Raw genomic sequence first — 18468 nt, 5'->3', positions numbered from 1 at the left:
TTTCCCTCCCAGGATGGATGACGATGGCCGAGGACGACGGCACCTTGCTGATCCGCATCCGCGCCGCCATGCCCGCCCTGCGGCCGTCCGAGCGGCGCATCGCGGAGGCGTTCGCCGGGGACCCGGCCGCGGCGGCGAACCTGTCCATCGCCGACCTGGCCGCCCGCTGCGCCACCTCCACGACGTCGGTGGTGCGCTTCTACCGCCGCATGGGGTACGCCCGCTACCAGGACTTCAGGATCGACCTGACCCGGGCAGTGGCCAGGGAGGAGCTCGCCACGTCGAGCCTGCCGGAGGCGTCCGGCGACATCGACCGCCACGACAGCCTGGAGGGCATCGTCTCCAAGGTGGCGATGAACGAGACGTTGTCCATCGCCGACACCGCCCGTTCGCTGGACATGAAGGCCCTGGCCGAGGCGGTGGCGCTGCTGGGGGCCGCCCGCAGGATCGACACGTTCGGCGTGGGCGCGAGCGCGCTCGTCGGGCTCGACCTGCAGCAGAAGTTGTCCCGCATCGGGCGCACCGCGATCAACTGGCACGACCCGCACTCGGCCTGGACCTCGGCCGCCACGCTCGACGGCACCTGCGTCGCGGTGGCGGTCTCGCACACCGGCGCCACCGTGGACACGGTCGAGTTCCTGTCGATCGCGCGCAACTCGGGGGCCGCCACGGTCGCGATCACGAACTTCCTGGACTCGCCACTGGCCCGCGCGGCCGACGTGACGCTCACCACGGCCGCGCGGGAGACCCAGTTCCGCTCCGGTGCCCTGGGCAGCCGCATCGCCCAGCTCATGGTGGTCGACTGCCTGTTCACCGGGGTCGCGCAGGCCTCCTACGACGAGTCGATGGAGGCGCTGCGCGCCACGTACGCGGTCGTGCACGGCCGCGTGGTCAAGCGCGCCTAGTTTCCTCGCAGCATGTTCACAGACCGGATTCACCTGGGGTTCACTGGATATCTCTACCTTGTAGGGCCATGAGCTGGAAGTACCGGGCCAACGCGACGCTTGAGGGCCTGACGGGATACACCTTGACGCGGCGGCTGCGCAAGGAGCCGCCCAAGCCGCCTCCACCGAAGCCCCCGCTGGAGTTGCAGCGGCTCCCGGGTGACACGGTGCGCCCGCCCGTCGACCCGGTGCACGACCGGCTGCTGCGCGAGCCGGCCTTCCTGCTGTCGTCCGTGCGGTCGGGCTCCACGCTGCTGCGGGTCATGCTCAACAGCCATTCGCAGGTGCACTCCCCGATCGAGACGCACTTCCGGCGGATCACCATCGGCCTCGGCACCGACCCCGTACGGCAGGCGATGGAGGCGCTCGGCCACACCCACAGCGACATCGAGCACATCGTCTGGGACCGCATGCTGCACCGGGAGCTGACCCGCAGCGGCAAGCCGGTCCTGGTGGAGAAGACGCCGAGCAACGTGTTCGTCTGGCGGCGCCTGGCGACCTGCTGGCCGGACGCGCGGTTCATCTTCCTGCTGCGCCACCCGATGTCCATCGTGCAGTCCTGGCATGAGGCCGATCCCGAGAAGCGGCCCATGGAGGAGGCCGTGCCGCGCACGCTGAGCTACATGACCTACCTGGAGGAGGCCCGGACCCACCTCGACGGGCTGACCATGCGCTACGAGGACCTGGTCGCCGCCCCGGAGGCCGAGCTGCGCCGGCTCTGCCTGTTCCTCGGCCTCGAATGGGAGCCGGGCATGCTCACCTACGGCAACAAGGACCACGGCGGCTTCGTCAAGGGCATCGGCGACTGGCGGGACAAGATCCGCACCGGCACCGTCGTCGCCGGGCGGCCGCTGCCGACTCCCGACGAGGTGCCGGAGGCCCTGCACGAGATCTGCCGGAAGTGGGAGTACCTCTCCTGACCAGAACCAGTCCGCACGGTAACCGTTTCAGGTCTGTGACAGAGTTTCGTGCGCCATTTGCCCGCTGTTCGCCTTGGGCTTCGATATGGTGCCCGTCGTGATCAACGGGCCCTCGCGCCGCGCTTTACTAGCCGGAACCCTCGCCAGTCTCGCCGTGCCGTCCGCCGCATCGGCCGCCGACCCTGACGGCCTGCCGTCGCGTCCCAACATCGTCGTCATCCTGGCCGACGACCTTGGCTGGGGTGAGATAGGAGTGCAGGGCCAGCGCCTGATCCGGACGCCGAACCTGGATCGGATGGCGGCCGAGGGCGTCAGGTTCGAGGCCGCGTACTCGGGGGCGCCGCTGTGCGCCCCCTCACGCTGCGCCCTGCTCACCGGGCTGCACGCCGGGCACGGCACCGTACGCGAGAACCCCGAGGGCGGCCCGCAGCACGCGCTCACCGACGCCGACGTCACCTTCGCCGAGGTGCTGCAGCTGTCCGGCTACCGGACGGCCTGCATCGGCAAGTGGGGCTTCGGGCCCGAGCTGGCCGGTCAGGTCTCGCACCCGAACATGCGCGGGTTCGACGAGTTCTTCGGCTACATCGGCCACCGCCACGCCCACCAGTACTTTCCCAAGTACCTGTGGCACAACGGGGCCAAGGTGCAGCTGGACGGCACGTCGTACGCGCCGCACCTGTTCCGCGAGCAGGCGGTCGAGTTCATCCGGCAGGGCGGCGAGGACCCGTTCCTGCTCTACTTCGCCAGCACACTGCCGCACTCGCCGAGCGTGATCGCCGGCGACGCCGGGCCGTACGAGGACATGCCGTGGAGCGGTCCCAACCGCCGTCACGCGGCGCAGGTGGCCAGGCTCGACACCGACGTCGCGGCGCTGCTGCGCGCGTTACGCCAGGCGGGCGTGGCCGAGCGCACGCTCGTGCTGTTCACCAGCGACAACGGCCCGCACCGGGAGAAGGGCGTGACGCCCGCGCTGTTCAACTCCAACGGACCGTTCCGCGGCGACAAGCGCGAGGTGTACGAGGGCGGCATCCGCGTGCCGATGATCGCCTGGTCGCCGCGGCTGCGGCCGCGCGTGGTCAAGCAGCCGGTGGCCTCCTGGGACCTGCTGCCGACGCTGGCGGACCTGGCCGAGGTGCCGGCCCCGGCGAACCTGGACGGGCTCTCCTTCCGCGGCCTGCTCACCGGCGCGGGCGCGCCCAAGCACGAGCACCTGGTGTGGAACCGGCCGCGCAAGGCCCAGGCCATCCGCCGCGGCCGGTGGAAGGCGGTCAGGTTCGCCCCCAACATCGGCGGCGCCGGGCCTGAGGGCCGGACCGAGCTGTACGACCTGGCCGCCGACCCCGGGGAGCAGCGCGACCTCGCCGCGGCGCGGCCCAACCTGACCGACGAGCTGATGACCGCGCTGGACGCGTCGATCGGACCCGACCCGCGGATCCCGTACGGGCTGAAGACGGAGATCGTCGGCAACGAGGTCGTCGTGACCCTGCACAACGGCTCCTCCGTGTCGTGGAACGAGGTCAAGCTGGGGCTCGACGGACCGCGCCGGGTCCGCGCGCACACGGTGGCGCGGGTGGACCCGGGGATGTCGATCGCGGTCGGCTTCCCGCTGCCCGCGGGGAGCCGCAGCCGCGTCGTCGCCCTCGCCGACTTCGAGTCAGGCGGCCGCTCGCACCTGTTCCGCAAGGTGCACCGCAGGAGCGCCTTCCCCGCCGACGTCGTCACCCCCTGAGCCCTCACCCGGTCTCAGGGGAGACAGCCCACGTGTGCGAGGGCCTGCTTCAGCAGCACCCCCTGCCCGCCGGGCATCTCCTGCTGCACCATCGGCGAGGCCGCCTCCTCGGGGGTGAACCACACCAGGTCCAGCGCGTCCTGCCGGGGCCGGCAGTCGCCCGCGACGGGCACGATGTAGGCCAGGGACACGGCGTGCTGACGCGGATCGTGGTACTGGGTGACGCCCGGCGTCGGGAAATACTCGGCGACCGTGAACGGCTGCGGAGATGCCGGGATGTGCGGGAGCGCCACCGGGCCGAGGTCCTTCTCCAGGTGGCGCAGGAGCGCGTCGCGGACCCGCTCGTAGTACAGCACCCGGCCCGAGACGAGCGCCCGGCTGACCGTTCCATCCGACGCGATGCGCAGCAGCAGGCCGACGCGGGTGACCACGCCGGTGTCGTCGACGCGCACCGGCACCGCGTCGACGTAGAGGATCGGCAGCTGGCCGCGGACGGACTCAAGCTCTTCCGGCGACAACCAGCTGGGCGTCGTTTCGGTCTTTTCGGTCATTGGCTGATCGTACGTCCCCCCGACCTACCGGCGTACCCGGGCCGGCTCCGGCAGGGCACGACCGGCCAGCCACGACGCCGTGCAGATCACCATCACGAAGCCCAGGAAGGGCAGATACTCGTCGATCTTACGGTTCATTGGAGATCACGCTCCGCTCTCGCTTTCGCCAGCCGCTTGCGCTGCGGCTGGACGGTGTACGTCGGGTCGTTCGCCGACTCCGTTCCTGCGTGGAAGATCCCGAATCGGGTGCAGGCCGATCCCGCCAGCAGCGCCGCCCCCGCCGCGACGGCCGCGATCCTGCTGCGCCGGCCGAAGGCGATCCCGGCCAGCGCACCGGCCAGCGTCAGCGCCTCACCCGCGCGCAGCAGCCTGCTGCGCTTGAGCGGCACGGCCTGCGGCCCGAGCCGCCGCTCCATCCGGAGGGCGGCGGCGCACCCGGCGGCGGCGCCCAGCAGCGCCACCCGCCGGGCCGGGCCCGCCTCGGCCAGGGGCGCGGCCAGCATGCCGAGCCCGCCCGCCGCCGCGGCGGCCGAGCCGGCGAACAGGAACGGCATCTCGCGGTAGCCTTCGTGCCAGACGGGCACGGCGGTGTCGCAGATCAGCGCGGCCGTGTAGGTGGCCACCGCAGGCCCGGCCAGCCCGGCTCCGATCGTGGCGGCCCGGCCCAGCCGGGGGAGACGCCCCGTCAGTGTGGTGGCGGCCGCGCAGGCGGCCGGCGGGCCGTACGCGGTCAGGAGCCACGTGCCGACGCTCATCGGCGAGGTCACCTTGAACACGCGCAGCATGTTGACGAACCGCTCGGGGCGGCCGAGGTCGTGGATCAGCGAGTAGAGCGACCCGCCGAGCGCGCACAGCGCCCCGGTCTTGGCCGCCCTGGCCAGGCGCGGCCGGCCGGTCAGCTCGGCGGCGGCGGCCAGCGTGGACGAGGCCCCGGCCAGGCCGCCGAGGAACAGGTATCCGGCGATGTCGGGGGCCTGCCACGTCGGCTCGTTCAGCACGGGCAGGCCGTAGTAGGAGCCTGCTTGCGGCTGGGCCGTCCCGGGGCGCAGGGGCCTGGGGCCCGCGGACCCCGGCGTGGCCTCACGTTCGGTCCGCACCTCGGCCGAGCCGTCCAACCGCACGTCGGTCTGGCTCATGATCTCCTCCGTCCTGGGGCCGAGCCCAAGAGGGCTGAGCTCACCGCCTCCGCGCCGGCCGGCCGCCGTAGCAGGGCCGCGGCGGCCATTCCCGCCAGCAGGGCGAAGGCCGCGGCGCCGGCGTGGCGCCACATCGACGGCAGGTCCCTGGTGGTCACCACCGGGTCGGGTGGCAGGCCGTACACCTCGGGCTCGTCGAGCAGCAGGAAGAACGCCCCCATGCCGCCCACGCCGTCACCGGTGTCGTGGCCGTACAGCCGCGCCGAGGTGACCCCGGCCTCGCGCACCTGCTCCAGCCGCCGCTCCGCCCGCTCCCGCAACTCCTCCAGGTCGCCGAACTGGATGGAGTCCGTGGGGCACGTCTTGGCGCAGGCCGGCTCCTGCCCCGCCCCCAGCCGGTCGTAGCACATGGTGCACTTGGCCGCCGTGCCGCCCTGCTCGCGCTCCCGCTTGCCGATCACCCCGAACGGGCAGGCCGGCACGCAGTAGTCGCAGCCGTTGCACACGTCCTCCTGCACCACCACCGTCCCGTGCTCGGTGCGGAACAACGACCCCGTCGGGCACACGTCCAGGCAGGCGGCGTGCGTACAGTGCTTGCACACGTCGGAGGCCATCAGCCAGCGGAAGTCCTGGTCGTTCAGCCCGGGTTCCTGGTGGCCGAGCGGCCGCCGCTGCTCGATGAACGCCACATGCCGCCAGGTGTCCGCCCCGAGGCCCACCGTGTTGTCGTACGACATACCGGTGAAGGTCAGCCCGTCCTCGGGGACGGCGTTCCACTCCTTGCACGCCACCTCGCACGCCTTGCAGCCGATGCAGACGCTGGTGTCGGTGAAGAACCCCACCCGCCCGGCGCCGATCGCCTCGTCCAGGTCGAAGGCCATGGCTCAGGCCTCCATTCCGGTGTCGCCGGTGACTCCGGCCCGCTGCCAGTAGGCCACGACGAGCTCGGGCAGCGCCGCGCCGCGTGGCCGCCGCCCCGGCCGGATGTCCGCCGACAGCGCCTTGACCTCCTGGATGTGCGAGTTGGGGTCCAGCGAGATCGACGACAGCTCGTTGGCCGCATCGCCCCTGGCCAGGCCGTTCGGCCCGAAGTGGAACGGCAGGCCGATCTGGTGCAGCGTGCGCCCGTTCAGGTGCAGCGGCGCGATCCGGTCGGTGACCAGCACCCTCGCCTCGATGGCGTTGCGGGCCGTGATGATCGTGGCCCAGTCGCCGTGCACCAGCCCCCGCTCGGCGGCCAGCTCGGGCGACACCTCGCAGAACATCTCCGGTTGCAGCTCGGCCAGGTACGGCGTGTGCCGGCTCATGCCGCCCGCGGTGAAATGCTCGGTCAGCCGGTAGGTCGTCACCACGTACGGGAAGACTGACGCGCCCGGCTCGTCGCCGCTCGGGTGATACCGGTTGTCCTCGTGCGGGTAGAGCCTGCGGGCCGGGTTGCGCTGGTGCCCGTACAGGGGGTTGGCCACCGGCGAGTCCTGCGGCTCGTAATGCGCCGGCAGCGGCCCGTCCACCACCCCGGTGGGCGCGAACAGCCAGCCCTTGCCGTCGGCCTGCATGATGAACGGGTCGATGCCCGACAGCGCCGCCGCCCCCCGCGCGTCCGGCGGCGGCCGGTAGTCCGGGCTCTTGTCCACCTCGAAGTCGGGCACGTCATAACCGGTCCACCGGCTCCCGTCCCACCAGACGAGCTTCTTGCGCTCGCTCCACGGGCTGCCGTCCGGCTTGGCCGAGGCCCGGTTGTAGAGGATGCGCCGGTTGGCCGGCCACGCCCACGCCCATTCGGCGGCGATCCAGTCCTGCTCGGCGGCGGGTCTGCGGCGGGCGGCCTGGTTGACGCCGTCGGCGCGCACGCCGCAGTAGATCCAGCAGCCGCACGCGGTGGAGCCGTCGTCCCGCAGCTCGGCGTAGCCGGACAGCGGCCGTCCCTGCGCGTCCCGGCCGTTGATCTCGGCCTGCACCGCCTCCGCGTCCGGCTCGGCCGTCGCGCCCTCGACCGGGTAGTCCCAGGTGAGGTCCAGCACGGGCCGGTCCATCGGGTCCTCCGAGTCGGCCAGCTTCTCCCGGATGATCCGCCCCAGGTGGTACATGAACCACAGGTCGCTGCGGGCGTCCCCCTCAGGCTCGACGGCCTGGTGGTGCCACTGCAGCAGCCGGTTGGTGTTGGTGAAGCTGCCGCTCTTCTCGGTGTGCGCGGCGGCGGGCAGGAAGAACACCTCGGTGCGGATGTCCTTGGTACGCAGCTCGCCCGTCTCGAGCTCCGGGCCGTCCTTCCACCAGGTGGCGCTCTCGATCAGGTTGAGGTCGCGCACCACCAGCCAGTCCAGGTTCGCCATGCCGAGGCGCTGCATCCTGGCGTTGGCCGAGCCGACGGCCGGGTTCTCGCCGAGCAGGATGTAGCCCTTGCAGGTGCCGTCGAGCTGCGCCAGGACCGTGTCGTACGTGCTGTGCGACCCCGTCAGCCTGGGCAGGTGGCCGAAGGCGAAGTCGTTGTCCGGCCGCACCGCCTCACCCCACCACGCCTTGAGCAGGCTCACTAGATAGGCGGGCATGTTGGCCCAGAACCCCTTGGGCGGGGCGTCGGCGTGCAGGAAGTCGCGCAGCCGCTCGTGCTCGTGCGCGTACGGCATCGGGATGTACCCCGGCAGCATGTTGAACAGGGTCGGGATGTCGCTGGAGCCCTGGATGCTGGCGTGCCCGCGCAGCGCCTGGATGCCGCCGCCCGGCCGGCCGATGTTGCCCAGCAGCAGCTGCAGGATGCTCGCCGTGCGGATGAACTGGGAGCCGTCGCTGTGCTGCGTCCAGCCCACGGCGTAGACGAACTCCGCCGTCTTGTCCGGCCCGGAGTTCTCCGTCAGGTGCCGGCACACCTCCGCGAACAGCCGGCGCGGCACCCCGCACGTCTGCTCCACCATCTCCGGCGTGTAGCGGGCGAAGTGGCGGCGCAGGATGCTGAGCACGCAGCGCGGATGCCGCAGCGTCTCATCGCGCTTCACTTCCCTGCCCTCGTACTGCCAGGTGCCGTGGTCGTAGGTGTGGGTGCCCGGGTCGAAGCCGGAGAACAGGCCGTCGAGGTCCTCGGCGTCGCGGTAGTCCTCGCGCAGGATGGTGGCCGCGTTGGTGTAGTCGACCACGTACTCGCGGAAGTAGAGCTCGTTCTCCAGCACGTGGTTGATGATCCCGCCGAGGAAGGCCACGTCGGAGCCGGCTCGGATGGGCACGTGCAGGTCGGCCAGCGCACTGGTGCGGGTGAACCGCGGATCCACATGGATGATCACAGCGCCGCGCGCCTTGGCCTCCATCACCCACTGGAAGCCCACCGGGTGGGCCTCGGCGAAGTTGGAGCCCTGGATGACCACGCAGTCGGAGTGCTGCAGGTCCTGCATGAACGTGGTGGCGCCGCCCCGACCGAACGACGTGCCCAGGCCCACCACGGTCGAGCTGTGGCACACCCGTGCCTGGTTCTCGATCTGCACCACGTCGAGCGCCGTCAGCAGCTTCTTGATGAGGTAGTTCTCCTCGTTGTCCAGCGTGGCGCCGCCGAGGCTCGCGATGCCCATGGTGCGGGCGGTGCGCCGGCCGTCCCGCTCCCACTCCCAGGTCTCGCGCCGGGTGGCGATGATCCGGTCGGCCACCATGTCCATGGCCGTGTCCAGGTCGATCTCCTGCCAGTCCGGCGCACCCGGCGGCCGGTAGAGCGCCTTGCGCTGACGGCCCGACGCGGTGGTGAGCTGGAGGCTGGCCGCGCCCTTCGGGCACAGCCGTCCCCTGCTGACCGGTGAGTCCGGGTCGCCCTCGATCTGGACGACCTTTCCCTCTCGTACGTACACGTTCTGGGCGCAGCCCACCGCGCAGTACGGGCACACCGACTTGACCACCCGCTCGGCGTCGGCGGTTCGCGCCCGCAGCCGCTCCGTATGGGCGGACTTCACCGCCTGTCCCCGCCCATACCGGTCTCTGCCGGTCAGCTGCCGCAGCAGCGGCCACGCGAAATCCATGACACCCCCCGATGCCCCTGGTCCGACTCTTGCCCGAACCGGACAGAGCGAAAACCAAGGTCAAAGGGGGTCAGAAGACGCGCGAGGCAGCCTCGTCCCACGCGCCGGCGTCGCCGGAGGGCTCGTAGCGGCGCAGCGGCTCGGCCGCGGCCACCAGCGTGCGCATCTCCGCCAGATCGGAGACCAGCCCCGCCGCGCGGGCCTGCACGAGCACATTGCCGAACGTGGTCGCCTCCGCGGGACCGGCCACCACCGGCAGCCCGCAGGCGTCCGCGGTCAGCCGGCACAGCAGCTCGTTGCGGGACCCGCCGCCCACCAGGTGCACGACCTCGACGTCGCGCCCCGACAGCTCGACGGCCTGCCGGATGGCCTGCCGGTGCCCGAGCGCCAGGCTCTCCAGCACGCACCGCACGTACGCCGCCGGGGTGGCCGGCGGGCGCTGCCCGGTGCGGCGGCACTCGGCCGCGATCCTGGCCGGCATGTCACCCGGCGGCAGGAACACCGGCTCGTCCGGGTTGACCACGGCCGCGAACGGCCGCTCGCCCGCCGCCGCCTTCAGCAGATCGCCGAGGTCGGAGCCGGGCCAGGCGCGCAGGCACTCCTGCAGCAGCCACAGCCCCATGACGTTGCGCAGATAGCGGACGGTGCCGTCGATGCCGGCCTCGTTGGTGAAGTTCGCGGCGCGGCTGTCCGGCGTCAGCACCGGACCCGGCAGCTCCACCCCGGCCAGTGACCACGTGCCGCAGGAGACGTACGCGAACGCCGGGCCGGTGGCGGGCACCGCGACCACGGCCGAGGCCGTGTCGTGCGAGCCCACCGCTCTGACCGGCGCCGACCAGCCGATCTCGGCGGCCACGTCCCGGCGCAGCCCGCCGACCGCCTCGCCCGGCTGCCGCAGCGGCGGGAAGATCCCGGACGGCAGCCCCAGCCGCTCGATCAGCGGGGTCGCCCACGTCCTGGTGCGCACGTCGAGCAGGCCCGTCGTCGAGGCGTTGGTCACCTCCGCGCCCAGCTCGCCGGTCAGCCAATAGCCGAGCAGATCGGGGATCAGCAGCATCGTGGCCGCCTGGTCCAGCCGGTCGGCCAGCAGCTGGTAGATCGTGTTGAACGGCAGCACCTGCAGCCCGGACACCTCATACAGCGCCTCGGCGCCGACCTCTTCGGCCACCCGCTCGGCCACGCCCTGCGTGCGGTCGTCGCGATAGTGCACCGGGTTGCCCAGCAACGCGCCGGACTCGTCCAGCAGCCCGTAGTCGACCGCCCACGAGTCCACGCCGATCGACGACACCGGGCCCGCGGCACGCAGGCCCGCCAGGATCTCGCGGTAAAGGCCGAGGATGTCCCAGTAGAGGCGGCCGGCCACGCGCACCGGGCCGTTGGGGAAACGATGCGCCTCTGTCAGCTTCAACCCGTCGGACAGATCGGCCAGCATCACCCGGCCACTGGAAGCTCCGAGGTCCACGGCGGCGAAACGGCGGCTCATTGGGTCGACTCCCTGGCGACCAGCTCCGGCTGGAACATGATGTGCTGGTGAGCGTGCGTCTCGGGGTTGTCGCACTCGTCGAGCAGCAGCTCGGTGGCGATGCGGCCGAGCTGATAGGTGGGCTGGCGCATCGAGCTCAGCGACACCGTCGAGGCGGCGGCGAACTCGATGTCGTCGTAGCCCATCAGCGCCACGTCCTCGGGCACCCGCACCCCGGAGCGGAGCAGAGCCCGCAGCATGCCGAGCGCGAGCAGGTCGTTGGCGCAGAACACGGCCTCCGGCAGGGGGCCGCCGGCCATCAGCTCGGCGGCCGCCTTCTCGCCCGCGCGGGCCGTCATCGTCGCGACCTCCACCACCCGCAGCTCGCCGGGGTCGAGCCCGGCGAGCCGCATGGCCGCCTTGGCGCCCTCGCGGCGCTCCACGCACTGCCTGATCGTCAGCGGTCCGGTGATGTAGGCGACGCTGCGCGCGCCCTTGGACAGCAGGTGCGCGACGGCGGCGCGGCCGCCCGCCACGTCGTCCACGGCGACGGCGCACTGGTCGGGCCGGTGCGCCGGGTGGTCGACCAGCACCACGCTGATGTTGTGCTCGCGCATCCGATCGAGTCTGGCCGGGTCCTCGCCGGACGGGGTGATCAGCACGCCGCGCACCCGGTGCTCGGCCAGCACCCGCAGGTTGCGCTCCTCCTTGTCCTGCGAGCCCGCCGAGTTGCCCAGGATGACGGCGTAGCCCAGCTCGCTGGCCACGTCCTCGACCCCGGCGGCGACCTCCGTGAAGAACGGGTTGCCGATGTCGATCACGCTCAGGCCGATCGTCCTGCTGTGCCCGGCACGCAGCGTCGAAGCCGAGCCGTGCCGGACGAAGCCCAGCTCGCTGATCGCCGACTCCACCCGCTCCCGCGTGGCGGGAGCGACTTTGCTTGGCCGGTTCAGTACGTTGGAGACCGTGCCGGGGGAGACGCCGGCGTGCGCGGCGACGTCCTTGATGCTGACCATGGCCATGGGGCCCAATTAAAATGTACAAACGCACAGGACGCCACATGGCCGCCCATACACCGCCCGGCCCAGGGGAAACCAGGCCGTGGCTGCGGCGCGGCCCCCTCGCAGTTCCCGGCGGCGGCTGGCGAAGCTGTCGGTCCAGCATTGAATCGGTTCACCCACAACCGTGCCCACGGGCGCACGAGCAGCGGTGGCGAAGACGGCGGCGACGGTGATTTCTTCCGCCCTGACCTGGAGCTACGCTCTCACGCTGGCGTAAAGGTCTTGTGCGGCAGGCGCGAGGAACGTTTTAATCCCCCGTACACGCAGGCGTAACAAGCTATGAGCGCTAACAGTTACTCGAAAGGCAGGCTCATGCCGGATGTCATCGCCTACGGCGGGGACTGGAATCCCGAGCAGTGGCCCGAGGAGACGTGGGAACAGGATGTCGCGCTGATGCGCGAGGCCGGCGTCAACAGGGTCAGCGTCGGGATCTTCTCCTGGTCGATGCTGGAGCCCGTCGAGGGGGTGTTCGACTTCGGCTGGTTCGACCGGGTGATGGACCTGCTGGCCGCGAACGGCATCCAGGCCAACCTGGCGACCCCGACGGCCTCTCCGCCGCCGTGGTTCTCCGACGCCTACCCCGAGGCGCTACCGGTCGACGCGGACGGGCGGCGGCTCTACCACGGCAGCAGGCAGGGCTTCTGCCCCAGCTCGCCGATCTACCGCGAGAAGGCGTTGCGGATCGCCGAGCAGGTGGCCCTGCGCTACCGAGCGCACCCGGCGCTGGCCCTGTGGCACGTGCACAACGAGTACGGCTGCCACAACGCCCGCTGCTACTGCGACACCTCCGCCGCGGCGTTCCGCGCCTGGCTGCGCAACCGCTACGCCTCGCTGGACGAGCTCAACGACGCGTGGGGCACCGCCTTCTGGTCACAGCGCTACAGCGACTGGGCCCAGATCCTGCCGCCCCGCGCCACCCCCAGCTTCCCCAACCCGGGCCAGCAGCTCGACTTCCGCAGGTTCAGCTCCGACGCGCTCGTCGAGCTGTACGTCGCCGAGCGCGACCTCCTCAAGTCGATCACCCCGGACGTGCCCGCGACCACGAACCTGATGGCGGGCGCGCACTGGGAGATGGACTGCTGGTCCTTCGCCGACGAGCTCGACGTGGTCTCGACCGACCACTATCTGGTCGGGGCCCGCGCCGAGCCGCACATCGACCTGGCCTTCGCCGCCGACTACGCGCGCTCGCTCAACGGCGGGCGGCCGTGGCTGCTGATGGAGCACTCGACGAGCGCGGTCAACTGGCAACCCCGTAACCTCGCCAAGGCGCCCGGTGAGCTGCGCCGCAACTCGCTGCAGCACCTGGCCAGGGGCGCCGACGGGATCATGTTCTTCCAATGGCGGGCCTCCCGCGCCGGCGCCGAGAAGTGGCACTCGGCGATGCTGCCGCACGCTGGCACCAACACCAAGATCTTCCGCGAGGTCGCCGCGCTCGGCGGCGAGCTGGCCGGGCTCTCCGAGGTGGTGGGCAGCACCGTCAAGGCCGACGTGGCGATCCTGCTCGACCACTCCAGCGTGTGGGCCCAGGACCATCCCGCCCAGCCGACGGCGGACCTGGACCCGGTCGAGGAGGTCAAGCGCTGGCATGCCGCCCTGTGGCGGGCGGGCGTCACCTGCGACCTGGCCCGGCCCGAGTCCGACCTGTCCGGCTACCGCCTGGTGCTGGTGCCCGCGCTCTACCTGGTGAGCGACGCGGGGGCGGCCAACCTGGAGGACTTCGTCCGCCGGGGCGGGGTCGCGCTCGTCGGGCCGTACAGCGGGATCGTGGACGAGCACGACCGGGTGCGGCTGGGCGGTTACCCGGGGGCGTGGCGTGACCTGCTCGGGGTGACGGTCGAGGAGTTCTTCCCCCTGGACGGGCCGATCCGGCTGGCGTCGGGGTCGACGGGGACCGTGTGGAGCGAACTGGCGCACGCCGGCGGGGCGAAGGTCCTGGACACCTACGCCACCGGCGAGCCCGCCTGGACCCGCAACGCCTGGGGCGACGGGGCCGCGCACTACCTGACCACCCGGCTGGACGACGAGGCGCTGGCCGAGGTGATGGCCATCGTCTGCGCCGAGGCGGGCGCCGAACCCGTCGCCAAGGCGGGCCCGGGTGTGGAGGTGGTGCGGCGCTCGCACCCCGACGGCCGCTCGTTCCTGTTCGCGATCAACCACACGGAGGAGGACGCCGTCGTGACGACGCCTGCGGGGGACCAGGTGACCGTGCCCGCCGGCGACGTCGTTGTCCTCCCCGCCTGACATCCGGGCCTCGCCTGCCGGGGCCCGGCTTCCACAACCGTTGGGAAAGCGCTTCCCCGGGAGGCGTGTCATCCCATCGATCCCCCCTTCCCCTACGGAGGTGCACCCCCAATGTCCGAAATCTCGCGACGTGATGCGTTAAAGGGAATGGCCGTCGCCGGAGCGGCCGTCCCGCTGGCCTCGATGCTGGAGTCGCCCGCCCTGGCCGCCCTGGACATCCCCGACGTCAGCCTGCGCTGGCTGGAGGGCAAGCCCGCCGAGGCCCCCGGCACGACCTGGGGCGTCCCCTGGCCGAAGGGTGCGGTGCCCAAGGAGCAGCAGTTCGCGCTCACCGCCGCCGACGGCGCGGCCGTGCCGGTGCAGACGTGGCCACTCGGGTACTGGCCGGACGGCTCGCTCAAGTGGACGGCCCACGCCGCGGGCCCCGGCACCCCCGTCGCCGAGACGTACACGCTGCGCCCCGGCACCGCGGCCGCCCCGGCCAAGCCGGTCACGGTCAAGGACGAGAAGCAGTACGTGGATGTGGACACGGGCGTGATCCGGGTCCGCGTCCGCAAGGGCGGCAGCGAGCTGATCTCCCAGATCTGGCGCGGCGAGACCGAGATCGCCCGCAAGGGGCAGCTGGTCAGCCTCAGGCAGGGCAAGATCGACGACGGCGACGACCGCACCAGCGAAGTGGACTCCTACCTCAGCGACATCGCCAAGGTCGAGGTCGAGCAGTCCGGCCCGGTGCGCGCCGTGATCAGGATCGAGGGCCGCCACACCTCCAAGAAGGGCAAGTCCTGGCTGCCGTTCACGGTCCGGCTGTACTTCTACGCCGGCGCGGAGAGCGTGCGCATGACGCACACGTTCGTGTTCGACCGCGACGGCCAGGACGACTTCATCGCCGGCCTCGGCGTGCGCTTCCGCGTCCCGATGCGGGACGAGGCCTACAACCGGCACGTCCGCTTCGTCGGCGACGGGCACGGCCAGCTTGCCGAGGCGGTCAAGGGCATCACGGGCCTGCGCCGCGACCCGGGCCTGGCCGTCCGCAAGGCGCAGGTGGCCGGCCAGAAGCTGCCGGACATCGCCACCTGGGACACCCGGGTGAGCAGCCGCGTCCACCTCATCCCGGACTGGGGCGACTACACCCTCTCCCAGCTGTCCTCCGAGGGCTTCACGCTGAAGAAGCGCACCAAGAAGGGGTACGGCTGGGTCGCCGTCGACCAGGGCAAGCGGGCCTCGGGCTTCGGCTACGTGGGCGGCGTGGGCGGCGGTCTCGCGTTCGGCATGCGCGACTTCTGGCAGCGCCACCCCAGCCAGCTCGACATCCGCGGCGCCGCCTCCGAGGAGGCCGAGGTCACGGTCTGGATGTGGTCGCCGGAGGCCGGGCCGATGGACACCCGCTTCTACCACGACGGCCTCGGCCAGGACACCTTCCCCGAGCAGATCGAAGGCCTCAACATCACCTACGAGGACTACGAGCCCGGGTTCGGCACGCCGCTCGGCATCGCGCGGACGACCGAGCTGACCTTCTGGGCCGTGGCCGCCACCCCCGACGCGGCGCGGCTCGGCGCGATGGCCGACGCGGTGCGCACGCCGCCGCTGATCATCGCCCCGCCCGAGCACCTGGCCGCCGCCAAGGTGTTCGGCGGCCTGTTCACCCCGGTCGACCGGTCCACCCCGGAGAAGAAGACCATCGAGGACCGGCTCGACTTCCTCTTCGACTACTACAAGAAGCAGGTCGAGCAGCGCCACTGGTACGGCTTCTGGGACTACGGCGACATCATGCACACGTTCGACGAGGACCGTCGCGTGTGGCGCTACGACATCGGAGGCTACGCCTGGGACAACTCCGAGCTCTCGCCGGACCTGTGGCTCTGGTACGCCTACCTGCGCTCGGGCCGGGCCGACGTCTTCCGCTTCGCCGAGGCGATGACCCGGCACACCGGCGAGGTGGACGTCTACCACCTGGGCCCGTGGGCCGGGCTCGGGACCCGGCACAACGTCCAGCACTGGGGGTGCAGCGCCAAGCAGCAACGCATCTCGACGGCCGTCTACCGGCGCATCTTCTACTTCCTGACCGCCGACGAGCGCACCGGGGACCTGATGCGGTCGCTGGTGGACTCCGACAAGACGTTCATGGCGCTCGACCCGCTGCGGAAGATCCGCACGGCGCCGTACACGCCGAACCCGGAGGCGCTGGCCATCGGCCTGGGCACCGACTGGAGCGGCCTGGCCGCCGCCTGGCTCACCGAATGGGAGCGCGGCGGCGACCCGATCGCCGAGAAGAAGCTCAAGGCCACGATGCGGACCATCGCCGCGATGCCCAACGGGTTCGTCACGGGGGAGGGGCTCTACAACATCAACACCGGTGAGTTCGCGCCTGCCGCGAAGAAGGTGGCGGTGTCTCATCTGTCGGCCATGTTCGGGCAGGTCGAGATCTGCGCCGAGCTGATCGACCTGGTGGACATGCCGGACTTCGAGAAGGCGTGGCTCCAGTATTGCCGGCTGTTCAACGCCACCAGGGCCGAGCAGGCGGCCGAGACCGGGGCCCACTTCGGCAACCTCATTCTCAAGCAGGGGCACTCCAGGCTCACGGCGTACGCGGCGGTCCGGCTGAAGCGCGACGACCTCGCCACCCGCGCCTGGACGGAGTTCCGCACCGGCGACGGGTACGCCCCGACCCTGCCGTGGAAGTCCGAGAAGGTCGCCACCACGCTCAACCCGACCGACGAGGCGGCCTGGGTCTCCACCAACACCACCGCCCTGTACGGCCTGGCCGCCATCCAGAACCTGGCCCTCGTGGGCGACAAGCTCCCCAAATGACCGATTAAAACGTGTCACCACCCCCGGCTGACCTCCTGGTCAAGCCGGGGGCCGGGGACGCATTGACAGCGAGCACCAGGGATCGTAGTTTCCTGCACGGAGGATTAAAACGTTTTGAAGGGAGTGCCAGTGCAACGCGTCTGCTTCCTGCTGAAAGTCCGCCCAGAGCGGCTGGCGGAGTACCGCGAACGCCACCAGAACGTCTGGCCGGACATGCGAGAAGCGCTGTCGCGCACCGGCTGGCACAACTATTCGCTCTTCCTCAGGGACGACGGCCTGCTCGTGGGCTACCTGGAGACCGAGGACTTCGAGGCCGCCAAGAAGGCCATGGCCGAGACGGACGTCAACGCCCGCTGGCAGGCCGAGATGGCGCCCTTCTTCGAGGACCTCGACGGTCGCCCCGACGAGGGCATGGCGCCGCTGACCGAAGTGTTCCACCTGGATTGATCGGGGAGTTCATGACTGACATCAAGGCCGCGCTACGGGCGCAGCACATCGAGACGCCGTCCTGGGCGTACGGCAACAGCGGCACGAGGTTCAAGGTGTTCGCCCAGCAGGGCGTGCCGCGCGACCCGTACGAGAAGCTCGCCGACGCCGCCCAGGTGCACGCCTACACGGGGGTGGCGCCCACGGTCGCCCTGCACATCCCGTGGGACAAGGTGGACGACTACGCCGACCTGGCCCGGCATGCCAAGGACCTGGGCGTCGGCATCGGCGCGATCAACTCCAACGTCTTCCAGGACGACGACTACAAGCTCGGCAGCGTCACCAACCCGGACCCGCGGGTGCGCCGCAAGGCCACCGACCACCTGCTCGAGTGCGTGGACATCATGGACGCCACCGGCTCCGACACCCTCAAGCTGTGGTTCTCCGACGGCATCAACTACCCGGGTCAGGACGACATCCGCGCCCGCCAGGACCGGCTGGCCGAGTCCCTGGCCGAGGTGTACGAGCGCCTGGGTGAGGGCCAGCGGTTCCTGCTGGAGTACAAGCTGTTCGAGCCCGCCTTCTACGCCACCGACGTGCCGGACTGGGGCACCGCGTACGCGCACTGCGTCAAGCTCGGCCCCAAGGCGCAGGTGGTCGTGGACACCGGGCACCACGCGCCGGGCACCAACATCGAGTTCATCGTGGCGTTCCTGCTGCGCGAGGGCAAGCTCGGCGGCTTCGACTTCAACTCCCGCTTCTACGCCGACGACGACCTGATGGTGGGGGCGGCGGACCCGTTCCAGCTTTTCCGCATCATGTTCGAGGTGGTGGGCGGCGGTGGCTTCGACCCTGAGCTCAACGTGGCCTTCATGCTCGACCAGTGCCACAACATCGAGCCGAAGATCCCCGGCCAGATCCGCTCGGTCATGAACGTCCAGGAGGCCACCGCCAAGGCCCTGCTGGTCGACCGCGAGGCTTTGGCCGCGGCGCAGAACGAGGGCGACGTGCTGGGCTCGAACGCCGTGTTCATGGACGCCTACAACACCGACGTGCGGCCGCTGCTCGCCGAGCTGCGGGAGGAGATGGGCCTCGCGCCCGACCCGATGGCCGCGTACGCCAAGTCCGGATATTTCGAGAAAATCGCCGCCGAGCGTGTCGGCGGACAGCAGGCCGGCTGGGGGGCCTGAAGCAC

General features: G+C 71.1%; 13 protein-coding genes. 7 read left to right on the top strand and 6 right to left on the bottom strand.

The window, feature by feature from the left end:
- Positions 1-23 precede the first annotated feature (23 nt).
- The 3 genes from ACTWQA_RS31135 to ACTWQA_RS31125 all read left to right on the top strand — a co-directional run bounded on the left by ACTWQA_RS31135 (position 24) and on the right by ACTWQA_RS31125 (position 3593).
- Positions 24-905, top strand: a complete 882-nt coding sequence (locus ACTWQA_RS31135; RefSeq protein WP_443162591.1) for a MurR/RpiR family transcriptional regulator — start codon at positions 24-26, stop codon at positions 903-905.
- A 68-nt stretch (positions 906-973) separates the two neighbouring features.
- Positions 974-1864: a sulfotransferase gene (locus ACTWQA_RS31130; protein ID WP_443162590.1), complete on the top strand. Its 891-nt coding sequence runs from the start codon at positions 974-976 to the stop codon at positions 1862-1864.
- A 97-nt stretch (positions 1865-1961) separates the two neighbouring features.
- On the top strand, positions 1962-3593 hold the full coding sequence (locus tag ACTWQA_RS31125) for an arylsulfatase (protein WP_443162589.1): 1632 nt from the start codon (positions 1962-1964) through the stop codon (positions 3591-3593).
- 14 nt (positions 3594-3607) lie between these two features.
- Here the strand turns inward: ACTWQA_RS31125 and ACTWQA_RS31120 are convergent, their stop codons facing one another.
- The 6 genes from ACTWQA_RS31120 to ACTWQA_RS31095 all read right to left on the bottom strand — a co-directional run bounded on the left by ACTWQA_RS31120 (position 3608) and on the right by ACTWQA_RS31095 (position 11759).
- Positions 3608-4144: an NUDIX hydrolase family protein gene (locus ACTWQA_RS31120; RefSeq protein ID WP_305921726.1), complete on the bottom strand. Its 537-nt coding sequence runs from the start codon at positions 4142-4144 to the stop codon at positions 3608-3610.
- A gap of 134 nt (positions 4145-4278) precedes the next feature.
- On the bottom strand, positions 4279-5280 hold the full coding sequence (gene nrfD, locus ACTWQA_RS31115) for an NrfD/PsrC family molybdoenzyme membrane anchor subunit (protein WP_443162588.1): 1002 nt from the start codon (positions 5278-5280) through the stop codon (positions 4279-4281).
- Complete coding sequence (locus tag ACTWQA_RS31110; protein WP_443162587.1) at positions 5277-6161, bottom strand: 4Fe-4S dicluster domain-containing protein; 885 nt, start codon at positions 6159-6161, stop codon at positions 5277-5279. Before ACTWQA_RS31110 ends, nrfD begins: the two co-directional genes overlap by 4 nt.
- Before the next feature lie 3 nt (positions 6162-6164).
- Positions 6165-9275 (bottom strand): formate dehydrogenase-N subunit alpha, encoded by a 3111-nt coding sequence (fdnG, locus tag ACTWQA_RS31105; RefSeq protein ID WP_443162586.1) that lies wholly within the window; start codon positions 9273-9275, stop codon positions 6165-6167.
- Positions 9276-9345: 70 nt separating this feature from the next.
- Complete coding sequence (locus tag ACTWQA_RS31100; RefSeq protein ID WP_443162585.1) at positions 9346-10758, bottom strand: rhamnulokinase; 1413 nt, start codon at positions 10756-10758, stop codon at positions 9346-9348.
- Entirely contained in the window at positions 10755-11759 is a 1005-nt protein-coding gene (locus tag ACTWQA_RS31095) for a LacI family DNA-binding transcriptional regulator (protein ID WP_443162584.1), read from the bottom strand. The genes ACTWQA_RS31100 and ACTWQA_RS31095 overlap by 4 nt, the downstream gene beginning before the upstream one ends.
- A gap of 351 nt (positions 11760-12110) precedes the next feature.
- Here ACTWQA_RS31095 and ACTWQA_RS31090 point away from each other — a divergent pair, with 351 nt between their 5' ends.
- From ACTWQA_RS31090 to rhaI, 4 genes are all read left to right on the top strand, one after another.
- Positions 12111-14039, top strand: a complete 1929-nt coding sequence (locus tag ACTWQA_RS31090; protein ID WP_443162583.1) for a beta-galactosidase — start codon at positions 12111-12113, stop codon at positions 14037-14039.
- 111 nt (positions 14040-14150) lie between these two features.
- Positions 14151-16847, top strand: coding sequence for an exo-rhamnogalacturonan lyase family protein (locus ACTWQA_RS31085; protein WP_443162582.1), 2697 nt, complete (start codon positions 14151-14153; stop codon positions 16845-16847).
- A 129-nt stretch (positions 16848-16976) separates the two neighbouring features.
- Positions 16977-17294, top strand: coding sequence for an L-rhamnose mutarotase (locus tag ACTWQA_RS31080; protein ID WP_305921734.1), 318 nt, complete (start codon positions 16977-16979; stop codon positions 17292-17294).
- Positions 17295-17305: 11 nt separating this feature from the next.
- A complete protein-coding gene (gene rhaI, locus ACTWQA_RS31075) occupies positions 17306-18463 on the top strand; it encodes an L-rhamnose isomerase (RefSeq protein ID WP_305921735.1) in 1158 nt (385 codons plus the stop codon).
- Positions 18464-18468 lie beyond the last annotated feature (5 nt).

The organism is Nonomuraea sp. 10N515B (genome assembly GCF_052245915.1).
Lineage (GTDB): Bacteria > Actinomycetota > Actinomycetes > Streptosporangiales > Streptosporangiaceae > Nonomuraea.
The sequence above is the reverse complement of the archived record's forward strand: the minus strand, read 5'-3'. Positions and strand labels throughout refer to the sequence as shown.